This window comes from Brevundimonas diminuta ATCC 11568, assembly GCF_000204035.1.
GTDB lineage: Bacteria > Pseudomonadota > Alphaproteobacteria > Caulobacterales > Caulobacteraceae > Brevundimonas > Brevundimonas diminuta.
Window position 1 is genome coordinate 78395 of the sequence record NZ_GL883086.1, and the last position, 15958, is coordinate 94352.

At 65.7% G+C, this 15958-nt stretch carries 19 protein-coding genes and 1 tRNA gene; 8 read left to right on the forward strand and 12 right to left on the reverse strand.

Annotation, left to right across the window (positions count from 1 at the left end; all coding sequences use genetic code 11):
- From BDIM_RS04085 to BDIM_RS04110, 6 genes are all read left to right on the forward strand, one after another.
- Window positions 1-405, forward strand: a 405-nt coding sequence (locus BDIM_RS04085; RefSeq protein ID WP_211205965.1) for a hypothetical protein, incomplete at its 5' end; no start/stop codon positions are given.
- Entirely contained in the window at window positions 398-1945 is a 1548-nt protein-coding gene (locus BDIM_RS04090) for an argonaute/piwi family protein (RefSeq protein WP_211205966.1), read from the forward strand. The genes BDIM_RS04085 and BDIM_RS04090, both read left to right, overlap by 8 nt.
- Window positions 1946-2239: 294 nt before the next feature.
- Complete coding sequence (locus BDIM_RS04095) at window positions 2240-3568, forward strand: site-specific DNA-methyltransferase (protein ID WP_211205967.1); 1329 nt, start codon at window positions 2240-2242, stop codon at window positions 3566-3568.
- Window positions 3565-3999, forward strand: a complete 435-nt coding sequence (locus BDIM_RS04100) for a DUF5681 domain-containing protein (protein WP_040344979.1) — start codon at window positions 3565-3567, stop codon at window positions 3997-3999. Before BDIM_RS04095 ends, BDIM_RS04100 begins: the two co-directional genes overlap by 4 nt.
- Window positions 4000-4165: 166 nt before the next feature.
- Window positions 4166-4576 carry a DUF2924 domain-containing protein gene (locus BDIM_RS17065; protein WP_115616142.1) on the forward strand — a complete coding sequence of 137 codons (411 nt, stop codon included), beginning with the start codon at window positions 4166-4168 and terminating at the stop codon, window positions 4574-4576.
- Window positions 4573-6189: a recombinase family protein gene (locus BDIM_RS04110; RefSeq protein WP_003164315.1), complete on the forward strand. Its 1617-nt coding sequence runs from the start codon at window positions 4573-4575 to the stop codon at window positions 6187-6189. The genes BDIM_RS17065 and BDIM_RS04110 overlap by 4 nt, the downstream gene beginning before the upstream one ends.
- A gap of 471 nt (window positions 6190-6660) precedes the next feature.
- Here BDIM_RS04110 and BDIM_RS04115 read toward each other — a convergent pair.
- The 7 genes from BDIM_RS04115 to BDIM_RS04145 form a co-directional block, all read right to left on the reverse strand.
- Window positions 6661-6750, reverse strand: a tRNA-Ser gene (locus BDIM_RS04115).
- 98 nt (window positions 6751-6848) lie between these two features.
- Window positions 6849-7823 (reverse strand): NUDIX hydrolase, encoded by a 975-nt coding sequence (locus BDIM_RS04120; protein ID WP_003164316.1) that lies wholly within the window; start codon window positions 7821-7823, stop codon window positions 6849-6851.
- Window positions 7824-7861: 38 nt separating this feature from the next.
- The gene (locus BDIM_RS04125; protein WP_003164317.1) at window positions 7862-8455 is read right to left on the reverse strand and encodes a YfbR-like 5'-deoxynucleotidase; all 594 of its coding nucleotides are present in this window, start codon (window positions 8453-8455) and stop codon (window positions 7862-7864) included.
- A gap of 154 nt (window positions 8456-8609) precedes the next feature.
- Window positions 8610-9491, reverse strand: coding sequence for a hypothetical protein (locus tag BDIM_RS04130; RefSeq protein WP_040344980.1), 882 nt, complete (start codon window positions 9489-9491; stop codon window positions 8610-8612).
- A 107-nt stretch (window positions 9492-9598) separates the two neighbouring features.
- Window positions 9599-10459, reverse strand: a complete 861-nt coding sequence (locus BDIM_RS04135; protein ID WP_040344982.1) for an AAA family ATPase — start codon at window positions 10457-10459, stop codon at window positions 9599-9601.
- A gap of 71 nt (window positions 10460-10530) precedes the next feature.
- A complete protein-coding gene (locus BDIM_RS04140) occupies window positions 10531-10737 on the reverse strand; it encodes a hypothetical protein (RefSeq protein WP_164918008.1) in 207 nt (68 codons plus the stop codon).
- Window positions 10738-10745: 8 nt separating this feature from the next.
- The gene (locus BDIM_RS04145) at window positions 10746-11168 is read right to left on the reverse strand and encodes a hypothetical protein (protein WP_003164320.1); all 423 of its coding nucleotides are present in this window, start codon (window positions 11166-11168) and stop codon (window positions 10746-10748) included.
- A gap of 167 nt (window positions 11169-11335) precedes the next feature.
- Here BDIM_RS04145 and flbT point away from each other — a divergent pair, with 167 nt between their 5' ends.
- Both flbT and flaF read left to right on the forward strand, forming a co-directional pair.
- Window positions 11336-11761 carry a flagellar biosynthesis repressor FlbT gene (gene flbT, locus BDIM_RS04150; protein WP_003164321.1) on the forward strand — a complete coding sequence of 142 codons (426 nt, stop codon included), beginning with the start codon at window positions 11336-11338 and terminating at the stop codon, window positions 11759-11761.
- The gene (flaF, locus tag BDIM_RS04155) at window positions 11721-12083 is read left to right on the forward strand and encodes a flagellar biosynthesis regulator FlaF (RefSeq protein WP_003164322.1); all 363 of its coding nucleotides are present in this window, start codon (window positions 11721-11723) and stop codon (window positions 12081-12083) included. Before flbT ends, flaF begins: the two co-directional genes overlap by 41 nt.
- 2 nt (window positions 12084-12085) lie before the next feature.
- On the opposite strand, the gene BDIM_RS04160 is transcribed toward flaF, so the two are convergent.
- From BDIM_RS04160 to BDIM_RS17830, 5 genes are all read right to left on the reverse strand, one after another.
- Complete coding sequence (locus BDIM_RS04160; protein ID WP_003164324.1) at window positions 12086-12724, reverse strand: exopolysaccharide biosynthesis protein; 639 nt, start codon at window positions 12722-12724, stop codon at window positions 12086-12088.
- 93 nt (window positions 12725-12817) lie between these two features.
- Window positions 12818-13006: a DUF3008 family protein gene (locus BDIM_RS04165; protein ID WP_003164325.1), complete on the reverse strand. Its 189-nt coding sequence runs from the start codon at window positions 13004-13006 to the stop codon at window positions 12818-12820.
- Between the two features lie 39 nt (window positions 13007-13045).
- Window positions 13046-14365 (reverse strand): hypothetical protein, encoded by a 1320-nt coding sequence (locus tag BDIM_RS04170; protein ID WP_088491718.1) that lies wholly within the window; start codon window positions 14363-14365, stop codon window positions 13046-13048.
- A 100-nt stretch (window positions 14366-14465) separates the two neighbouring features.
- Window positions 14466-15629: an isovaleryl-CoA dehydrogenase gene (locus BDIM_RS04175; RefSeq protein WP_040344984.1), complete on the reverse strand. Its 1164-nt coding sequence runs from the start codon at window positions 15627-15629 to the stop codon at window positions 14466-14468.
- Between the two features lie 44 nt (window positions 15630-15673).
- Window positions 15674-15958: hypothetical protein (locus tag BDIM_RS17830; RefSeq protein WP_040344986.1), on the reverse strand; the 285-nt coding region annotated here is incomplete at its 5' end.

A 15958-nucleotide genomic window follows, 5' to 3' on the forward strand; every position in this document is an offset into this window, starting at 1 on the left:
ATTGCCAAGCCTGTCATGACGGACACGCCCCACTTCGTGATGAAGGCTGCGATCATCTTCTCTCACGACGGCAAGACGCCGCTCGACAGTGTGGAGAAGATGCACAAGCTCCGACGGGGGTTCTGCCGGAACTGGTGGAACGGCCAGTGGCGCGACCTGATGCTGGCCTATGTCGCCTGGATCGGCGACGACGAGGGGCGGTTGAAGCTGCCCATGGGGGATTTCGCAGAGGTGGTCGTTGATGCGCGGCTGGCTCTTTTCGACTCGCCGGTTTCTTGTCCCGATCCGGCCGTGAAATCGAAAGCCCTCGTTGTTGAGGACGAGGACGAGACGCCGCCCGAAGCGCCTGTCGAACCGGATGAGGGTTTTGAGATTGCGGGCACGGACGAAGCCGCTGATGACTGACGTGATCCAGACCCTTCAGATGCTGCCGGAACCGCTCCTCCAGTTCGGCCACGGCCAGATGCTGCCGGATCCAAAAGACGGCCTTTTTCTCTTCGGTCCCATGATCGATGAGGGCAAACCCGCCGAAATGCGGGTCGGCGTCATCGGCACCGACGAGGGCATCGCCCGATATAAGAACTGGGTCACCCAGATCACCGGCTACATTCCCGCCGCCAAGGCCGAGCAACACCACCTAGCTTTTCCCGGCTTCGAAGCCGCCTTTAAGACCAGATGGCCGGCCAACCCTGTCGCAGCCATTTCGATCTCAGCGGCGGCCCTGGCGAGCACCGTTCGCATCCCGGACGGCCATGAGCGCGTCTACAAGACCGTCGATCTTTTCGACCAGGCCATCCGCAAGTTCTTGCGTGAGGAAGACAGCAGTCCTGCGGTCTGGTTCGTGGTCATACCCGACGACGTGCATCGCTTCTGTCGGCCGAAATCGACTGTGCCTCTGCCAGAGCGGACGAGGACCAATCAACGGTTCTCGGCGCGCACGGCTCGCAGCTTCGTCCAGGCACCGTCCATGTTCGCCGAGGACAATGCGGCCGCTGAGCCCTATCGATACGAGGTCGATTTCCATAACCAGCTGAAGGCGCGTCTTCTCGATCAGAAGGTCGTTCTCCAGATCGTGCGAGAATCCACCCTCGATCCGGAGGGTGTCAGTGCGCTTGGCGGCAAGCCGCGCATGCTCCAAGATCCCGCGAACATCGCCTGGAATCTCTCCACGACCGCCTTCTTCAAGGCGGGGGGCCGTCCGTGGGCCCTGGCAGGGGTGAGAGAAGATGTTTGCTACATCGGCCTCGTCTTCAAAAAGACGGATACGAGCGGCGCGTCGGGAAACGCTTGCTGCGGCGCCCAAATGTTCCTCGGGTCCGGGGACGGCGTCGTCTTCAAGGGCGCGGTCGGACCCTGGTATTCGCTGACTACCTCGGAATTCCATCTGGATGAGGCGAAGGCGAAGGAGATCGCGGGCCTGGTAGTCGAGGCCTATGTCGCTAAGCATGGTCGCCCGCCCAAGGAACTCTTTATCCACGCCAAGCAGCATTTCAGCGAGGCGGAGTGGCGTGGCTTCTCCAGCGCCGTCGGAGCGGAGACCCAGCTGGTCGGGGTGCGCATCCAAACCACCCGAGAGATCAAGCTATTCCGCCAGGGGCGAAGTCCAGTCCTGCGAGGAACCGCGCTTACCATCAGCCCGCGCAAGGGCTACCTCTGGACGGTCGGGTTCGTGCCTGATCTCCAGACCTATCCGGGCCGGGAGGCGCCAAATCCCCTGTCGATAGAACTCACCCGGGGAGACGCCGACCTGACGCAGGTCATGCAGGACGTCCTCGGTCTCACCAAGCTGAACTTTAACGCCTGCATCTATGGACGGCACGCCTGTTACCCTGAGGTTTGCGGACGACGTAGGCGAAATCCTGACTGCCGCGCCTATCGCCAATCTGCCGCCCCTGCCGTTCAAACACTATATCTAGCGACATTCTGGGGGACGTTAGCGACTTGATCGGATTGTCTGCTTCCGCGCCGGTATGAATGACCGCTCCTGGCGCGTTCCGGCTGTCACCTCGGCGGCGCGGCCAAGTGAAACTTGATCGGCTCTGCCATTGTCAGGGTTACGGCGCGCCGTTTTACGGCTTCGCTTGCAGAAAAAGTTGGGCCGACTTATTGCAGACTCATCCGCTCCCGTGGCCGTCGGTCGGCCATGAAACTCCCCGGGTCTCGGCGGGGTTCGATGTGCGGCTCTCCCTCCGTGATCGATCCATCTTGATCAGCCTCTCGCACGTCGAGGCGCGGAGTCATGACCATGCAACCAGTGCAGGTCACTTATCTGAATCTTGAGCTGCTGCGCCCCAGCGGCGGCAATCCGCGGACGCATAGTCGTCGTCAGAAGGAACAATTGGCCCGGGCCATCCAACGCTTCGGGTTCACCGTCCCGGTCGTGGTGGACGAGGAGGGCGCTATCCTGGCGGGCCACGCCCGCGTCGAGGCCGCTCGCATGCTCGACATGGTCGAAGTCCCGACCATCCTACTCGCAGATATGAGCCAAGCCGATAAACGGGCTTATGTGATCGCCGACAACAAGCTGGCTGAAAACGCCGGCTGGGACCCGGCCTTGCTCAAGGCGGAGTTCGAGTTCCTGACCACGCTGGAGTTCGACTTCGATGTCACCGTCACAGGTTTCGAGCTGCCTGAAATCGAAGGCCTTCTGTTTGGCGGCGGCGACAAAGAGCCCAAGCCCACGCCCGATGACGCGGCAGTCGGCCCGCCCTGCGAGAGGCCGTGCACTCGGCTCGGCGACGTCTGGGACATCGGGCCTCATCGCCTGATCTGCGGCGACGCCCTGGCCGCGGAGACGTATGCTCGCCTGATGGGCGATGAAATGGCGGGCATGGTGTTTGCGGACGTGCCCTACAACCTCCCCATCGCCGGCCATGTTTCAGGCCTGGGCAAGGCTCAGCACCGAGAGTTCGCCATGGCCTCTGGCGAGATGACGTCGGAGGAGTTCGTCCGCTTCCTCTTCGAGGTCTTTTCTCACCTTACCAAGGTCACGATGGACGGCTCGATTCATTTCCATTTTATCGACTGGAGGCACATGGGCGAGATGCTCCAAGCCGGCAACGACGCCTACACGGAGCTGAAGAATCTCTGCGTCTGGGCCAAGACGAATGGAGGCATGGGTTCGCTTTACCGCTCCGCCCACGAGCTCGTATTCGTCTACAAATCGGGCAGGGCGCCGCACGTCAATAATGTCGAGCTGGGCAAGAACGGCCGCTACCGCACGAATGTCTGGACCTATCCGGGCGCTAACAGTTTCGGCCCAGGCCGGGACCAGGACCTGGCCGATCATCCCACGGTCAAGCCGGTCGGCCTGGTGATGGACGCCATTCTCGATTGCTCCCGCCGCGGCGACATCGTCCTCGACCCCTTCGCGGGCTCGGGGACCACGCTCCTGGCCGCTCACCGGACCGGCCGCAGGGGGTACGGCGTCGAGATCGATCCGATCTATTGTGACGTCATTATCCGGCGCCTGCGCGAACGCGCCGGCCTGGAGGCCACGCTCGCTGGCCAATCCTTCCAACAGGTCGCGGCCGAGCGCGCCGCAACCCTTCTGGAGGATGCGGCATGAGCGCTCATGACGAGGATGACTACGAGGTCGGCTATCGCAAGCCGCCCAAACATTCGCGGTTCAAGCCGGGCCAGTCCGGCAACCCTCGGGGACGGCCCGTGACCCTGCCCCGGGCGGACACGCCCGGGCAGATCGGTCGTGACTTTCGGGCGGTGAGCAACATGACGGTGAAGGGCGCTAACGGGGAGGAAGTGCCGATGATGAAAGCGATGGCGATGGCCCTGGCCAATGCCGGCCTCAAGGGCAAGGCGAGCGCCGCCAAAACTTTCCTTCGGTACCTGGAGCAAGGCAATGAGGAGAACGTGGCCCGCTGCCCGGGCCTCAAGCTGATCGACGACGTGGACCTGGTCGAGGTTAACCGCCGACGCCGTTCCAAGGCGCGGATGGGACGGCTCCTGAAAGACCTGGCGGAGCGATCCAGGAAGAACTGAAGGTCGAAAGAAGCACCACTCCTGAAAGGGCGCGGACGGTCTCCGCGCCCTTTTTCTTGTCCACGTTTTCGACTGGACTGTCCGCCCGGGCGGAGCGTTGGTGTCCCAGGCCTGCACGTCCGGCTGCGGCCGGGGGCGGGAACGGATGCTGACCTGTGAGGCCCTCATGACCGACTTTCACATGTCCCTCGACCGCTTGGCGGAGCTTGGACTGGACGACCTTCGGCGTCGGTGGCGATCTCGGTATGGGGCACCGCCGTCGATCCGCTCGCGCGAGCTTCTGGCCCTGATGCTGGCCTGGCGGCTCCAGGCCGAGCGCGAAGGGGGTATGGAGACAAGCGTCCGCCGCGCCATGCGACGGCCGGGCGGATCGCCCGGACTGGCCGCCTTGCCGCCGGGCGCGCGGTTGTCTCGCGAGTGGAAAGGCGTGCGCCATGACGTGACGGTGGAGGGCGACGGCCGTCTGCGCTGGGAGGAAGGGGTCTATGGCAGCCTGTCGGAGGTCGCCCGCGCCATTACGGGATCACGCTGGAACGGACCGCGCTTTTTCGGCTTGCGGGAGGAGGGCGCGCGATGAGCCGGCCCCGCATCCGCTGCGCCATCTATACGCGCAAGAGCACCGAGGAGGGGTTGGATCAGGCCTTCAACAGCTTGGACGCCCAGCGGGAGGCCTGCGAGGCCTACATCAAAAGTCAGGCGGCGGAGGGCTGGGTGTTGGTCCCGACGGCCTACGATGACGGCGGTTTCTCAGGCGGCAATATGGACCGGCCGGCCCTGCAGCGCCTGCTGGCTCAGGTGGACGCCGGCCTTATCGACACCATCGTCGTTTACAAGATCGACCGTCTCACCCGGGCCCTGTCCGACTTCGCCCGGATCGTCGAGCGCCTCGACCGCCGCGGCGCCTCCTTCGTCTCCGTGACCCAGGCGTTCAACACCACCACCTCCATGGGGCGGCTGACCCTCAACGTCCTCCTGTCTTTCGCCCAGTTCGAACGCGAGGTCACCGGCGAGCGCATCCGCGATAAGATTGCCGCCTCCAAGAAGAAGGGCATGTGGATGGGCGGCGTCCCGCCCCTGGGCTACGATCTGCCGACCGACGCCATGACCCGCGCCCTGGTGGTCAATGAGGCTGAGGCCGAGCAGGTGCGCACCCTCTATCGCCTCTATCTGGAGTTGGGCTCGGTGGCGGCTTTGGCGCAACAGCTAGAGGCCGAGGGCTGGCTGACCCGGGTGCGGGTCAGCCGCAAGGGAAACCACTCGGGTGGCGTCCCCTACAGCCGCGGGGCTCTGTTCCACCTGCTGAAGAACCGCATCTACCTCGGCGAAATCATCCACGGCGAGCTCTCCATGCCGGGGCGGCACCCAGCCATCGTCGACCCGGACCTTTTCGAGGCGGCCCAGCAACGGCTGAGGGCCAATGCCGTGACCCACCGCGACCGGCCGCTGCGATCTGCGGACCTGCCGCTGAAAGCGCTTGTTCACGACGCGGATGGCCATCGCATGAGCCCGTCCTTCGGCTACGGACGTGGCGGCAAGGTCTATCGCTACTACGTCTCGGCGCCGCTGCAGCAGGGGCGGAAGATTGATCGTCGCGACGGCGCCCTGCGCCGCGTCAGGGCTGAGGCTCTGCATGAGGTGGTCGAGGCGGCGCTCGCCCCGCGTCATGTCCATGCTGATGATCTCCCGCTCGCGGCGTTGCTGGCGCCGGTGCGGCGCATCGATCTGTTGGCCGAAGAGGTCAGGATCACCCTCGAGGCCGATCGCCTTGTCCCTGCCGCTCGCAGGGGGCTGGAGCCCGTCGCTGGCGATGGAACCGTTCTCGCGCTCACGATCCCGGTCCGGTGTCAGGCGCGGGGTGGACGGGTTGAGCAAGTCGGGCCCGATGGTCGGCAGCTGGTTCATCGCCATCGGCGCGACCCGATTCTCATCAAAGGCCTGAGGCGAGCCCACAAACTGGCCTCGGCGCTGGGCTGGAATGCGAGCGACGGCGCCCTTCGCCACATCGACGTGGCCGCGCCCGTCGGCGCCTATGACCGCAAGCTGGTCCGGCTGGCCTTCCTGGCCCCCGATTTGCAGCGCGCCATCCTGGAGGGACGCCAAGCGCCCGGCCTCACCCTCAGCCGCCTGTTGGACGAGCCCATATCGCCCGATTGGGGCTGCCAGCGGCGGATGTTCGGAGCTGCCGCCTAGGCTGATCGCTTAATGCGCGGCCACGGGAACATTATTGTCAATTATTGCTGGATTATTATCCGGCTGCGGGAAATTTTATTGTCCTGCATGCTGCGATTGCGGCTTTAGAGGTCCTGTTCCGCGCATTTATGCGCCCTGTTATGCCGGATTTAATTCCCTGTTCCTGGCCGATGACTTCCCTGTTCTCAGGGGCGGGAAATCGAACGAATCATACCTGGAACCCTCTGAAGCGGCGGGGGAACTGGCGGACATAGCCGCGCAATCTCGGCTCATCGAAAAAGATGAAACAGGGAAGTGGCCAAACTCCACCAACTCCAGACCCGCCAGAGACTGGGCCGGCCATGGCCCGCTAGAACGGCCGGAGAGGGCGCGAAACCCGGGTGGATCACGGCGGTTGCAGGGTGGAATGCGCCAGATTATCGGGGGCTTGCTCGTCGTCCCAGCCTCGAGAGACGAGCTATGCTGGGTGTGTGGCGGAGAGGGGGGGATTCGAACCCCCGGTACGCTTCCACGTACGCCGCATTTCGAGTGCGGTACATTCAACCACTCTGCCACCTCTCCGCAGGCCGAAAGTCCCTAATGGGGCTGAGCGAGCGGCTTCTCTAATCAAAGGCTGCGATGGCCGCAAGCCATGACGGTGAAGAAATTTGAACGGCTGTTCAACGCTGTCCGGGCAGCGACAGGCCGAAGGCGCCGCCGTCGCCCGGTTCGGGGCGGACGTGGCGGAACAGTTCGGCGGGGCGGCCGCCGGTGTCGCTAGTGAAAACGCCGGTGGGCTGGACCAGGCCGGTGCGTTCGACTCCTCGGCGGAAGTTCTGCTTGTGCAGGGACAGGCCCGCCACCGCCTCTACCGCCGCCTGCAACTCCGACAGGGTGAAGGTCGGGGGCGTCAGGTCGAACAGGACGGGCCGATATTTGAGTTTGCTGCGCAGGCGCGCGACGCCTGTGGCCAGGATTCGGCGGTGGTCCGACGCCATGGGCAGGTCGTCTGGCGAAGCGGGCACGGGACGGCCGTTGTCGCGCGCGGCCTCCTCGACCAGGCCGGCTTCATAGAGCAGCTCATAGCGGTCCAGCACGCGCTCCTCGTTCCAGCGGGCGCCGGGCGAGAGGGCGAAGAGCGCGTCCACGCGACCTTTGCGGGCGGCGTCGTCGCCCGCCCAGGCGGTCAGGCCGGGAGCGAGGCGCTCCATGACGGCGGGCGGGCCTCGGCGGCGATCCTCCCAGGGAAAGACGTGGAAGAGGGGCGTCCAGGCGGCGTCGCGGCCAGAAGCGCCGAAACTGGGGTCATCGGGCGCATCGGCGGTGAGGGCCAGATAGCCGACCGAGATGTCGCGCGCCTGATCCGGGCCGGGCGTGGCGCGCGGGGCGTCGCGGCCCAGATCGCCGAAGGTGTAGAGCTGCTCGACAAAGCCGAGCGGGAAGCCGGTCTGGTCGGCCACGAAGGCGCGCAGGGCCAGTTCGAACGTGCGGTCGCGCGCGGGGTCGAAGGGGCCGAAGGGCAGGGCGGGGGCGCCGTCGGGGGCGTGGGTGGTCAGAACCACGGCTTCACGGCCCCGCAGGGCGATGATCACCGCCGACAGGCCGATCCTGATGCCGGTGTGGGAGGATGAAGCCTCCGTCCGCGCCTGCGCCATATGTCTCCCTTGCGTCCGCCGCTCTGTGCAGTGTCCGGCTATTCGGTATGCCAGGCGTCGGCGCCGGGCAGGATGCCGACAGCTTCGGCCAGAACGCGATAGCGGTCCAGATAGCGCTGCTGGGCGATGGCCGCAGGCTGCGGCTCGATCACCAGATCATAGCCGGGCGGAGGGGCGCCGAAGATCTGCAGCGACTCGCGGCGGGTGAAACCGGCCAACTGGGTCGCCTCATAGAAGGCGCAGGCCTTGTCGGCCTTCTTGATCAGGGTCTTGATCGTCTGCGGCGTCTTGGGCGGCAACTGGAACCGGACGTGGATGGCGGCTTCGAGCCGGGCCTCGAAATCCTTGTAGCCGGCGCCCAGAGCCGATTTGAACGGCGAGATCATGTCGCCGATGACGTATTCCGAGGCGTCGTGCAGCAGGGCGGCCAGGCGCCATTTCGGCTCCAGCCCCGGCCGGATGTGGGCGGCGATCTCCTCGACCACCAGCGAGTGCTGGGCGACCGAGAAGGCGTGTTCGCCGATCGTCTGGCCGTTCCAGCGGGCGACGCGGGCCAGGCCGTGGGCGATGTCCTCGATCTCGATGTCGAACGGCGAGGGGTCCAGCAGGTCCAGGCGGCGGCCGGACAACATGCGTTGCCAGGCGCGAGGCGGCTTGGGTTTGCGGACTCTGGGCGCGGGGCCGGCGTCTTCGATTTCTTCGGCCAAGGTCTTGATGCTGCGCATGCTCAGGCTGGTGACTCAGACCGAACGCGCGATCAAGGGCGGCCGTTGCGATAGATGGGGGTTAATCGCCGACGTTGAGCGTCACCAGGGCCTTGGCGGCGTCGAACAGGCGGTCGGGATCGCGGTCCTTGCTGCGCACGGTGGCGACGACGATGGGGCCGCCGACGGGGCCGCGCGCCTCATAACCGACGGTGCGCCAGCCGCTGGCCGAGGGCTCGTCCGCCGTCATCAGGAAGGTCGAACGGACGGACTCGCCGGCGGCGCTGGTGCGAATGCGGGCGGCGCCGTCGGTCGCCTCGATTTTTACGGCGTCGTCGCCGGACGAGACGTCGACGCGGCTAGACTTGTCGTCGGCGCGGATGGTCAGGCCGCCGATGCGGATGTTGGCGCGGTCGCCGTCGGCGTCGATCCGCATGCCGGGCAGGCGGACCGTGGCCTTGTCGCCTTGAGCGTCGACGCGCACGCCGGGCGCGCTGACGTGGGCGGAGTCGCCGGAAGCGGCTTCGGCCGCAGCACGAGAGGCGTCGGCCTCGGCGCGGGCTGCGTCCGCCTCGACCCTGGCCACGTCGGCCTCAGCCTTGGCGGCGTCGGCTTCGGCGCGGGCGTTCTCAGCTTCGACCTGGGCCATGGCCTCGGGCAGGTCGGCGGTCAGGCGGGTTTCGAAGGGCTTCAGGGCGTTCTGCGCCGAACGGCCATCCAACTGGACCAGTTGCAGGATGACTTCAGAGCCGCGAGGCCCGCCGTAGACGCAGGAGCCGTCGGCGCGGGCCGAGCCCTTGCGCGTCAGCACGCCCTGGGTCTGGGGGCATTGCAGGGCGTCGACCACCTTGAGCACGCCCGAGGAATCCGAGGTCGTGGAGGTGGTGATGCGCACCGCGCCGCCGTTGTCGCAGGCGGCGGTCATCAGCGCCAGGGCGATAACGGGCCAGGTGATGTGTTGCATGGTCGGCTCCACTCCAGGCCCCGATTGTGCGCCATCAGCGCCGCAGGACCAGTGAAATCGCGGTAATCGAAAGGCGACGGGAAGGCGGCGAAAATCAGCCGTCCCTCTCAACCGCCGGGACGGACGCCGTCGCGGCGCGCCATGAAGGCCAGGCGTTCGAACAGATGCACGTCCTGTTCGTTCTTCAGCAGGGCGCCGTGCAGCGGCGGGATCAGTTTGCCCGGCGTCTTTTCGCGCAGGGTTTCCGGCGCCACGTCGTCGACCAGCAGCAGCTTCAGCCAGTCCAGAAGCTCGGAGGTCGAAGGCTTCTTCTTCAGCCCCGGCGTGTCGCGGATTTCATAGAAGGTCTTCAGCGCTTCCGACACCAGACGCGGCTTGATGCCGGGGAAGTGGACCTCGACGATGTCCTGCATCGTCTCGGCGTCGGGGAAGCGGATATAGTGGAAGAAGCAGCGGCGCAGGAAGGCGTCCGGCAGCTCCTTCTCATTGTTCGAGGTGATGACGACGACGGGGCGGATCTCGGCGCGGATCGTCTCGTCCGTCTCCTGAACGTAGAACTCCATGCGGTCGAGCTCCTGCAACAGGTCGTTGGGGAACTCGATGTCGGCCTTGTCGATCTCGTCGATCAGCAGGACGGGGCGGGTCGGGGCCGTGAAGGCCTCCCACAGCTTGCCCTTCTTCAGATAGTTGCGCACGTCGTGCACCCGCTCGTCGCCCAGCTGGCTGTCGCGCAGGCGCGATACGGCGTCGTACTCATACAGGCCGTTGTGAGCCTTGGTCGTGGATTTGACGTGCCAGGTGATGAGCGGCGCATTCAGCGCGCGGGCCAGTTCATAGGCCAGGACCGTCTTGCCCGTGCCGGGCTCGCCCTTGATCAGCAACGGTCGCTCAAGAGCCACGGCGGCGTTGACGGCGACCTTCAGGTCGTCGGTGGCGATATAGTTGGACGTGCCTTCGAACCGGCTCATGCGAAACCTGCTCCATTCCGGGGGAATGGAGCAGGTAGCTTAAAGAGATGCGCGTGAACAGGCGGCAGGCGTCAGGTGATGCGCTTGGCCGATACCGGGTCGCTGGCGGGAAAGGTCTCTTCGACGCCTTCGTCGATCAGGGCTTCCTGGCGGTTCTCGGCTTCCTTTTCCTTGTCCTTCAACTGGTCTGGCTTGCCGTGCTCGTGCGGCGCGCGCTTGGCCGGGGGGGTGTTCGGATCAGCGTCTTCCTGGGCCTTGGTCGGATGGTGTTCGGTCATTGAATCCCTCATTGCTCAGGGCCGTAGCCCAGGTCTTCTAGATCGTCGTCGGACAGACGCTTGGCTTCCCAATGGGCGGCGCTGGCCTGGGCGCCGCGCTGGTTGCGCATCAAGCCGGCGTAGACGAGCTCGATCTCGTTCGCGCCCGAGGCCGTGACGCCGTCGCTGTCCGCCTCGCTCAACCGCACGCCGTTGGCGCCCAGCAGGGCGTCGGCCTCGGCCTCTATGCCATCCAGCGCCAGGTCGGCGTCCAGATCGGCGTCGTCCTCGTCAAAGGGTTCGGCGTCGGCGTCCCCGTCCATCTGGGTGACGTCAAGCACGTCATCGGCCTCGTCGAACGACAGATCGCCGTCGCCCTCATCGTCCAGATGGGTCTCGTCATAGACTTCGGCCTGATCCTGGCCGTCGGTCTCGAATTCGGGTTCTGCCATCGTCGTCTCCCTTCCGAAAGGTCAACGGCTCGGCTCGGCGGGACGTTCCCGTCTGCGCGATCGTGACGCTGGGAAGCGATCGAAGTGAAGGGATGGTTAACCACGTCGCTTTACAGTTCTTCAGCGGCCGGCCGTCACGGTGAGGGCGGCGCCACGGAGACCTTCCCTTGCCTCTGAAACTGTCGCTGAAGCCCGGCGAGAAATTCGTGCTGAACGGGGCCGTCGTGCAGAACGGCGACCGTCGCGGCGTGCTGGTTCTGCAGAACAAGGCCAGCGTCCTGCGCGAAAAGGACATCATGCAGCCCGAGGACGTGACCACGCCCGCGCGCCGCATCTATTTCCCCGTCATGATGATGTATCTGGATGAGGCGGAGGCGCCGAAATTCTATGATGAATTCGCTCTGCGCCTGACGGAATTCATGGGGGCGGTCCGCAATCCGGACATCCTGACGGAATGCGTCGCCTGCTCCAAGCACGTGCTGGCGCGCCAGTATTACAAGGCCCTGATGGGCGCTCGCAAAATCGTCGATTACGAAGACCAAAGGCTCGGCAATGTCGCTTCAGGCGTACAAGACGGCGGCGACGCGGGCTGAATCGCCGCGTGAAATGGAATACCGACTGTTCGGCCAGGTGACGCGCGCATTGATGCACGCCGCGACCCTGGACAAGTCGGACGTCGCCGGGCGGATGGACGCTCTGGACTGGAACCGCCGCCTGTGGTCGACGCTGGCGACCGCCTGCTCGGATTCGGCCAACGCCATGCCGCAGGCGATGCGGGCGCAGTTCATTTCCCTGAGCCTGTTCGTCAACCGCAACACCTCCGAGGTCATGCGCGGCGAGGACGACTTCTCGACCCTGATCGACATCAACCGCATGATCATGCAGGGCCTCAGCGGCCAGACTGACGCGGGCTGAACCTAGAAGAGGTTGGTCGCCCATTCGGCGATGCCGGCGACGACGGCGACCACCGTCGTCCACACCAGGGCCAGATAGATTCCGCACACGCCCGTGCCGAAAAAACCGGCCAGGATGAAGGCGCCGTCGCGCTGGATGATCCCCAGGCCGAACAGGGCCAGGGTCAGGCCGGGCAGGGCGTCTCCGAACGGCACCGGCAGGGCCATCATGAGCGCCAGCAGAATGCAGATCAGGCCGATGACCACATCGGCCGCCTCGCCCGTCAGCGCGGGCCAGCGAGGACGAGTAAGCCGCTCGACGCGTTGAAGCCGCGGAAGAATCTTCTCGGCGGCCGTCCGATAGGAAGCGCGGCTCACAGACAGATTCAGCAACCAGCGCGGCAGCCAGACCCTGTCCCGCTGCAGCGCCAGTTCGGCGGCGATCAGGATGATCGGCACGGAAAAGACCGCCTTGCCGCCCGGCGGCCACGGAAACAGCGCCATCAAGGCCAGCATAAGGATCACGGCGCCGAAGCCGCGCTCGCCGAACGCCTCGACCATTTCGCGAAGAGACAGCTTCTCGCCCTGGGCCTGGCCCAGGCGCTCCAGCACGTCGGAGAAGGTCCGCCCCTCATCGGGCGGCGGCGCGGGAACGAGCGTCATCAATGGGAGACTCAAGGCAGGGTCGTCCGCGACGATAGGGGCCCGCCAGGCTTGGCGCCATCCCTGCCGTGGCGGTTGCGGCGAAATGGACAGCTAATCTTTGGAGACGTGCTCGGGTTTGTCCTTGCGCCTGGTGTGGGCGAGCTCTTCCAGCTGTTTCTCGCTCATCGATTCCAACATGGATTTCGACGCGCCCTTCAGTTCGGACTTGGGCGTATCGCCGCGCTTGGCCGACAGGGCGGCGCCGGCGGCCTTCTGCTGGGCGGCGGATTTGGCGGGCATGACGATCTCCTTTCGAGCAGGAGCAACTGTCTGTCCGTCCTAGGGTTCCTGGGACAGGGCGAAACTGATCCGGGTTCGGCCAGCCTGTTGGTGGATTTCGTAGGGCGCGGCGATTCGCAGCGACAGGCCTTCTTTCTCGAGCAGAAAAGGCTCGCCGGCGCGCAACTCATGAAGGTCGGCGGCGGCTAGAGGCAGGGTGACGGCATGGGCGATCACGCCGCCCGTGACCACGCCGACAGGAACATCGATCAGGGCCGGATTGCGTTCGCTCTTCAGCGCGAACCCCGGAGCCTCCATAACCACCATGCCGTGAGGCAGGGCGATGGCTCCGTCGGCCAGCGGAGACATCTTCGCTGCCGAGAAGGACAGCTGGATTTCCTTGCCGCGCTCAACGGGCGCGGTCAGCTCCAGAACCAGCCAATGCGGGGCCTGATCCAGGAAGGCTTCGCGGGTTGTGACGCCTTCGGGCGCCTGGGCAAGTCTTTCGGCTGCCTGGGCCGTGAGGGCAGGAAGGTCGAAATGCGCGGCGGCGGCTGCGGCGTCCTCGACGGAACCTTCGCCGATCGTCTGGCGCAAAAGGACATCCAGCGGGACGCCCTGACCGAGCTGGGCTCGCCACTGGTCCGCGCCCACGTCCGCCAAAAGCCAGGTCAGGGCGGCGCCGACCGGATAGGCGCGCCAGCGGAGCAACTCGGAAACCAGACTCATGTCGTTCTGGCTGGGCGTTGTGAGCGCTCTGGCGATGGCGGATGGCAAGGTCGCATCGGGGCGGTCGGCGATCAGATGGGCGGCCTGCAGACCGATGAACTCGGCCGTGCCTTCTGACCATTCTCTTTGCTGCTGCACCGCCAGAACTTCGGCGGGCAGATCGGCGCTGCGCGCTGTCCTAAGCGCCAGATAGGTCTGCGCCAGATGCTTCCGAGCGGGTGCGTCAGGCTCTAGGAGGGCGGCTTGCAGAACCAAGCGTTCCAGATCCAGTGCGGCTATGAAACCGGTCAGGTCGGGTATCGCGTTCAGATCGACGAATTCCTGATGCCCATCGCCTGACATCCAGAGGAAGGCTGTGTTCTGGAAGTCGTGGAATTGTTCGTGGAAGAGGGTCGATAGGTCGTCGTCGGCGCCGTCGGGTCGCAGCAGCACTGTGTCCGGAACGCCGGAGGGATAGTCCAGGACGAAATGAAACTCGGCGCCTTCCAATCGGCCGGGTCTGAAGCGGGGCGTGTCGGGCAGGCGGGCGCCGCCGAAGACGGCGCCGATATCGGGCGCATAAAGGATGAAGGGCTGGCCCTTGGGCCAGTATCCAGGCCACAGGCGGCTGAGCGCGTCTGCGTGACGTTCGACGCGTTCGGCCTGCGCCATCAAGGCGTCCTGATCGAGAATAGGCGAGGGGGCCTGAGCCCAGGCAGTTGAGGAGAAAAGCGCGCCCAGAGCGCCCAGCAAAGCCCCCCGCCCGATCACATCAGCTTCCCAGAAGCTCGCGGCCGATCAGGAAGCGGCGGATTTCGTTGGTGCCGGCGCCTATGTCGTAGAGCTTGGCGTCGCGGACCAGGCGCTCGACCGGCCATTCCTTGGTGTAGCCGGCGCCGCCCAGGGCCTGGACGGCCTCCAGCGTGACCTTCACCGCGTTTTCCGAGGCCAGCAGGATGGCGCCGGCCGCGTCGTAGCGGGTGGTCAGGCCCTGATCGCAGGCGCGGGCGACCGAATAGACATAGGCGCGGGCGCTGTTCAGGGCGACGTACATGTCGGCCACCTTGCCCTGCATCAGCTGGAAGGAGCCGATGGCCTTTCCGAACTGCTTGCGGTCGCGGACGTAGGGCAGGACCACGTCCAGAGCCGCCTGCATGATGCCCAGCGGACCGGCCGACAGGACGGCGCGTTCATAGTCCAGGCCGCTCATCAGCACGGCCGCGCCGCGCCCTTCGCCGCCCATGATGTTCTCTTCGGGGACTTCGCAGTCCTCGAACACCAGCTCGGCCGTGTCCGAGCCGCGCATGCCCATCTTGTCCAGCTTCTTGGAGACGCTGAAGCCCTTCATGCTCTTTTCGATCAGGAAGGCGGTCACGCCGCCGTTGCCGTCGCCGGTGCGGGCGTAGACGACCAGAGTCTCCGCGTGCGGGGCGTTGGTGATCCAGAACTTGGTGCCGTTCAGGACGTAGCGGTCGCCCTTCTTCTCGGCGCGGGTGCGCATGGACATGACGTCGGAGCCCGAGCCGGCCTCGGACATGGCCAGCGAGCCGACATGCTCGCCCGAGATCAGCTTGGGCAGATACTTCGCCTTTTGCTCGGGCGTGCCCCAGCGGCGAATCTGGTTGACGCACAGGTTGGAGTGGGCGCCGTAGCTCAGGCCGATCGAGGCCGAGGCGCGGGAGACTTCCTCCATCGCCACCACGTGTTCGAGGTAGCCGAGGCCGAGGCCGCCGAACTCTTCCTCGACGGTGATGCCGTGCAGGCCCAGCTCGCCCATCTCGGGCCACAGGTCGCGGGCGAACTCGTTCTTCTCATCGATTTCGGCGGCGCGGGGGGCCAGCCGTTCGGCCGCCCAACGGGCGGTGGTGTCGCGGATGGCGTCAGCGGTCTCGCCGAGGCCGAATTCCATGGATTGGGGCGCGAAGGGAATGCTCATGCCGCAAGGCGTAGCATCGCGCGCGAGCTTCGCAAAGACTGCTGTTAGCGCGACTGTTTCTGCTTCACGTCGCCTGTCGCCGGAGCCTTGGCGCGCAGGGCGCTCCAGGCCGCCATGCCGATGAAGACGAGGCCCGCGATGGCCAGGCCGGCGCCGATCAGGACGGTCGCGTCGCTGGCCGTCGGCGCGCGCCAGGCGCGCTGGAAGGCGGCGATTCCCGCCATGAAGGCCAGGGCTCCGACGCCGCCGATAAACAGGACGGCGCCCTTGTCGCCCAGGGCCGCGTCGGGCGCGGCGGCGCGGGCTTCGTGACGCAGGACAGGGGCGGT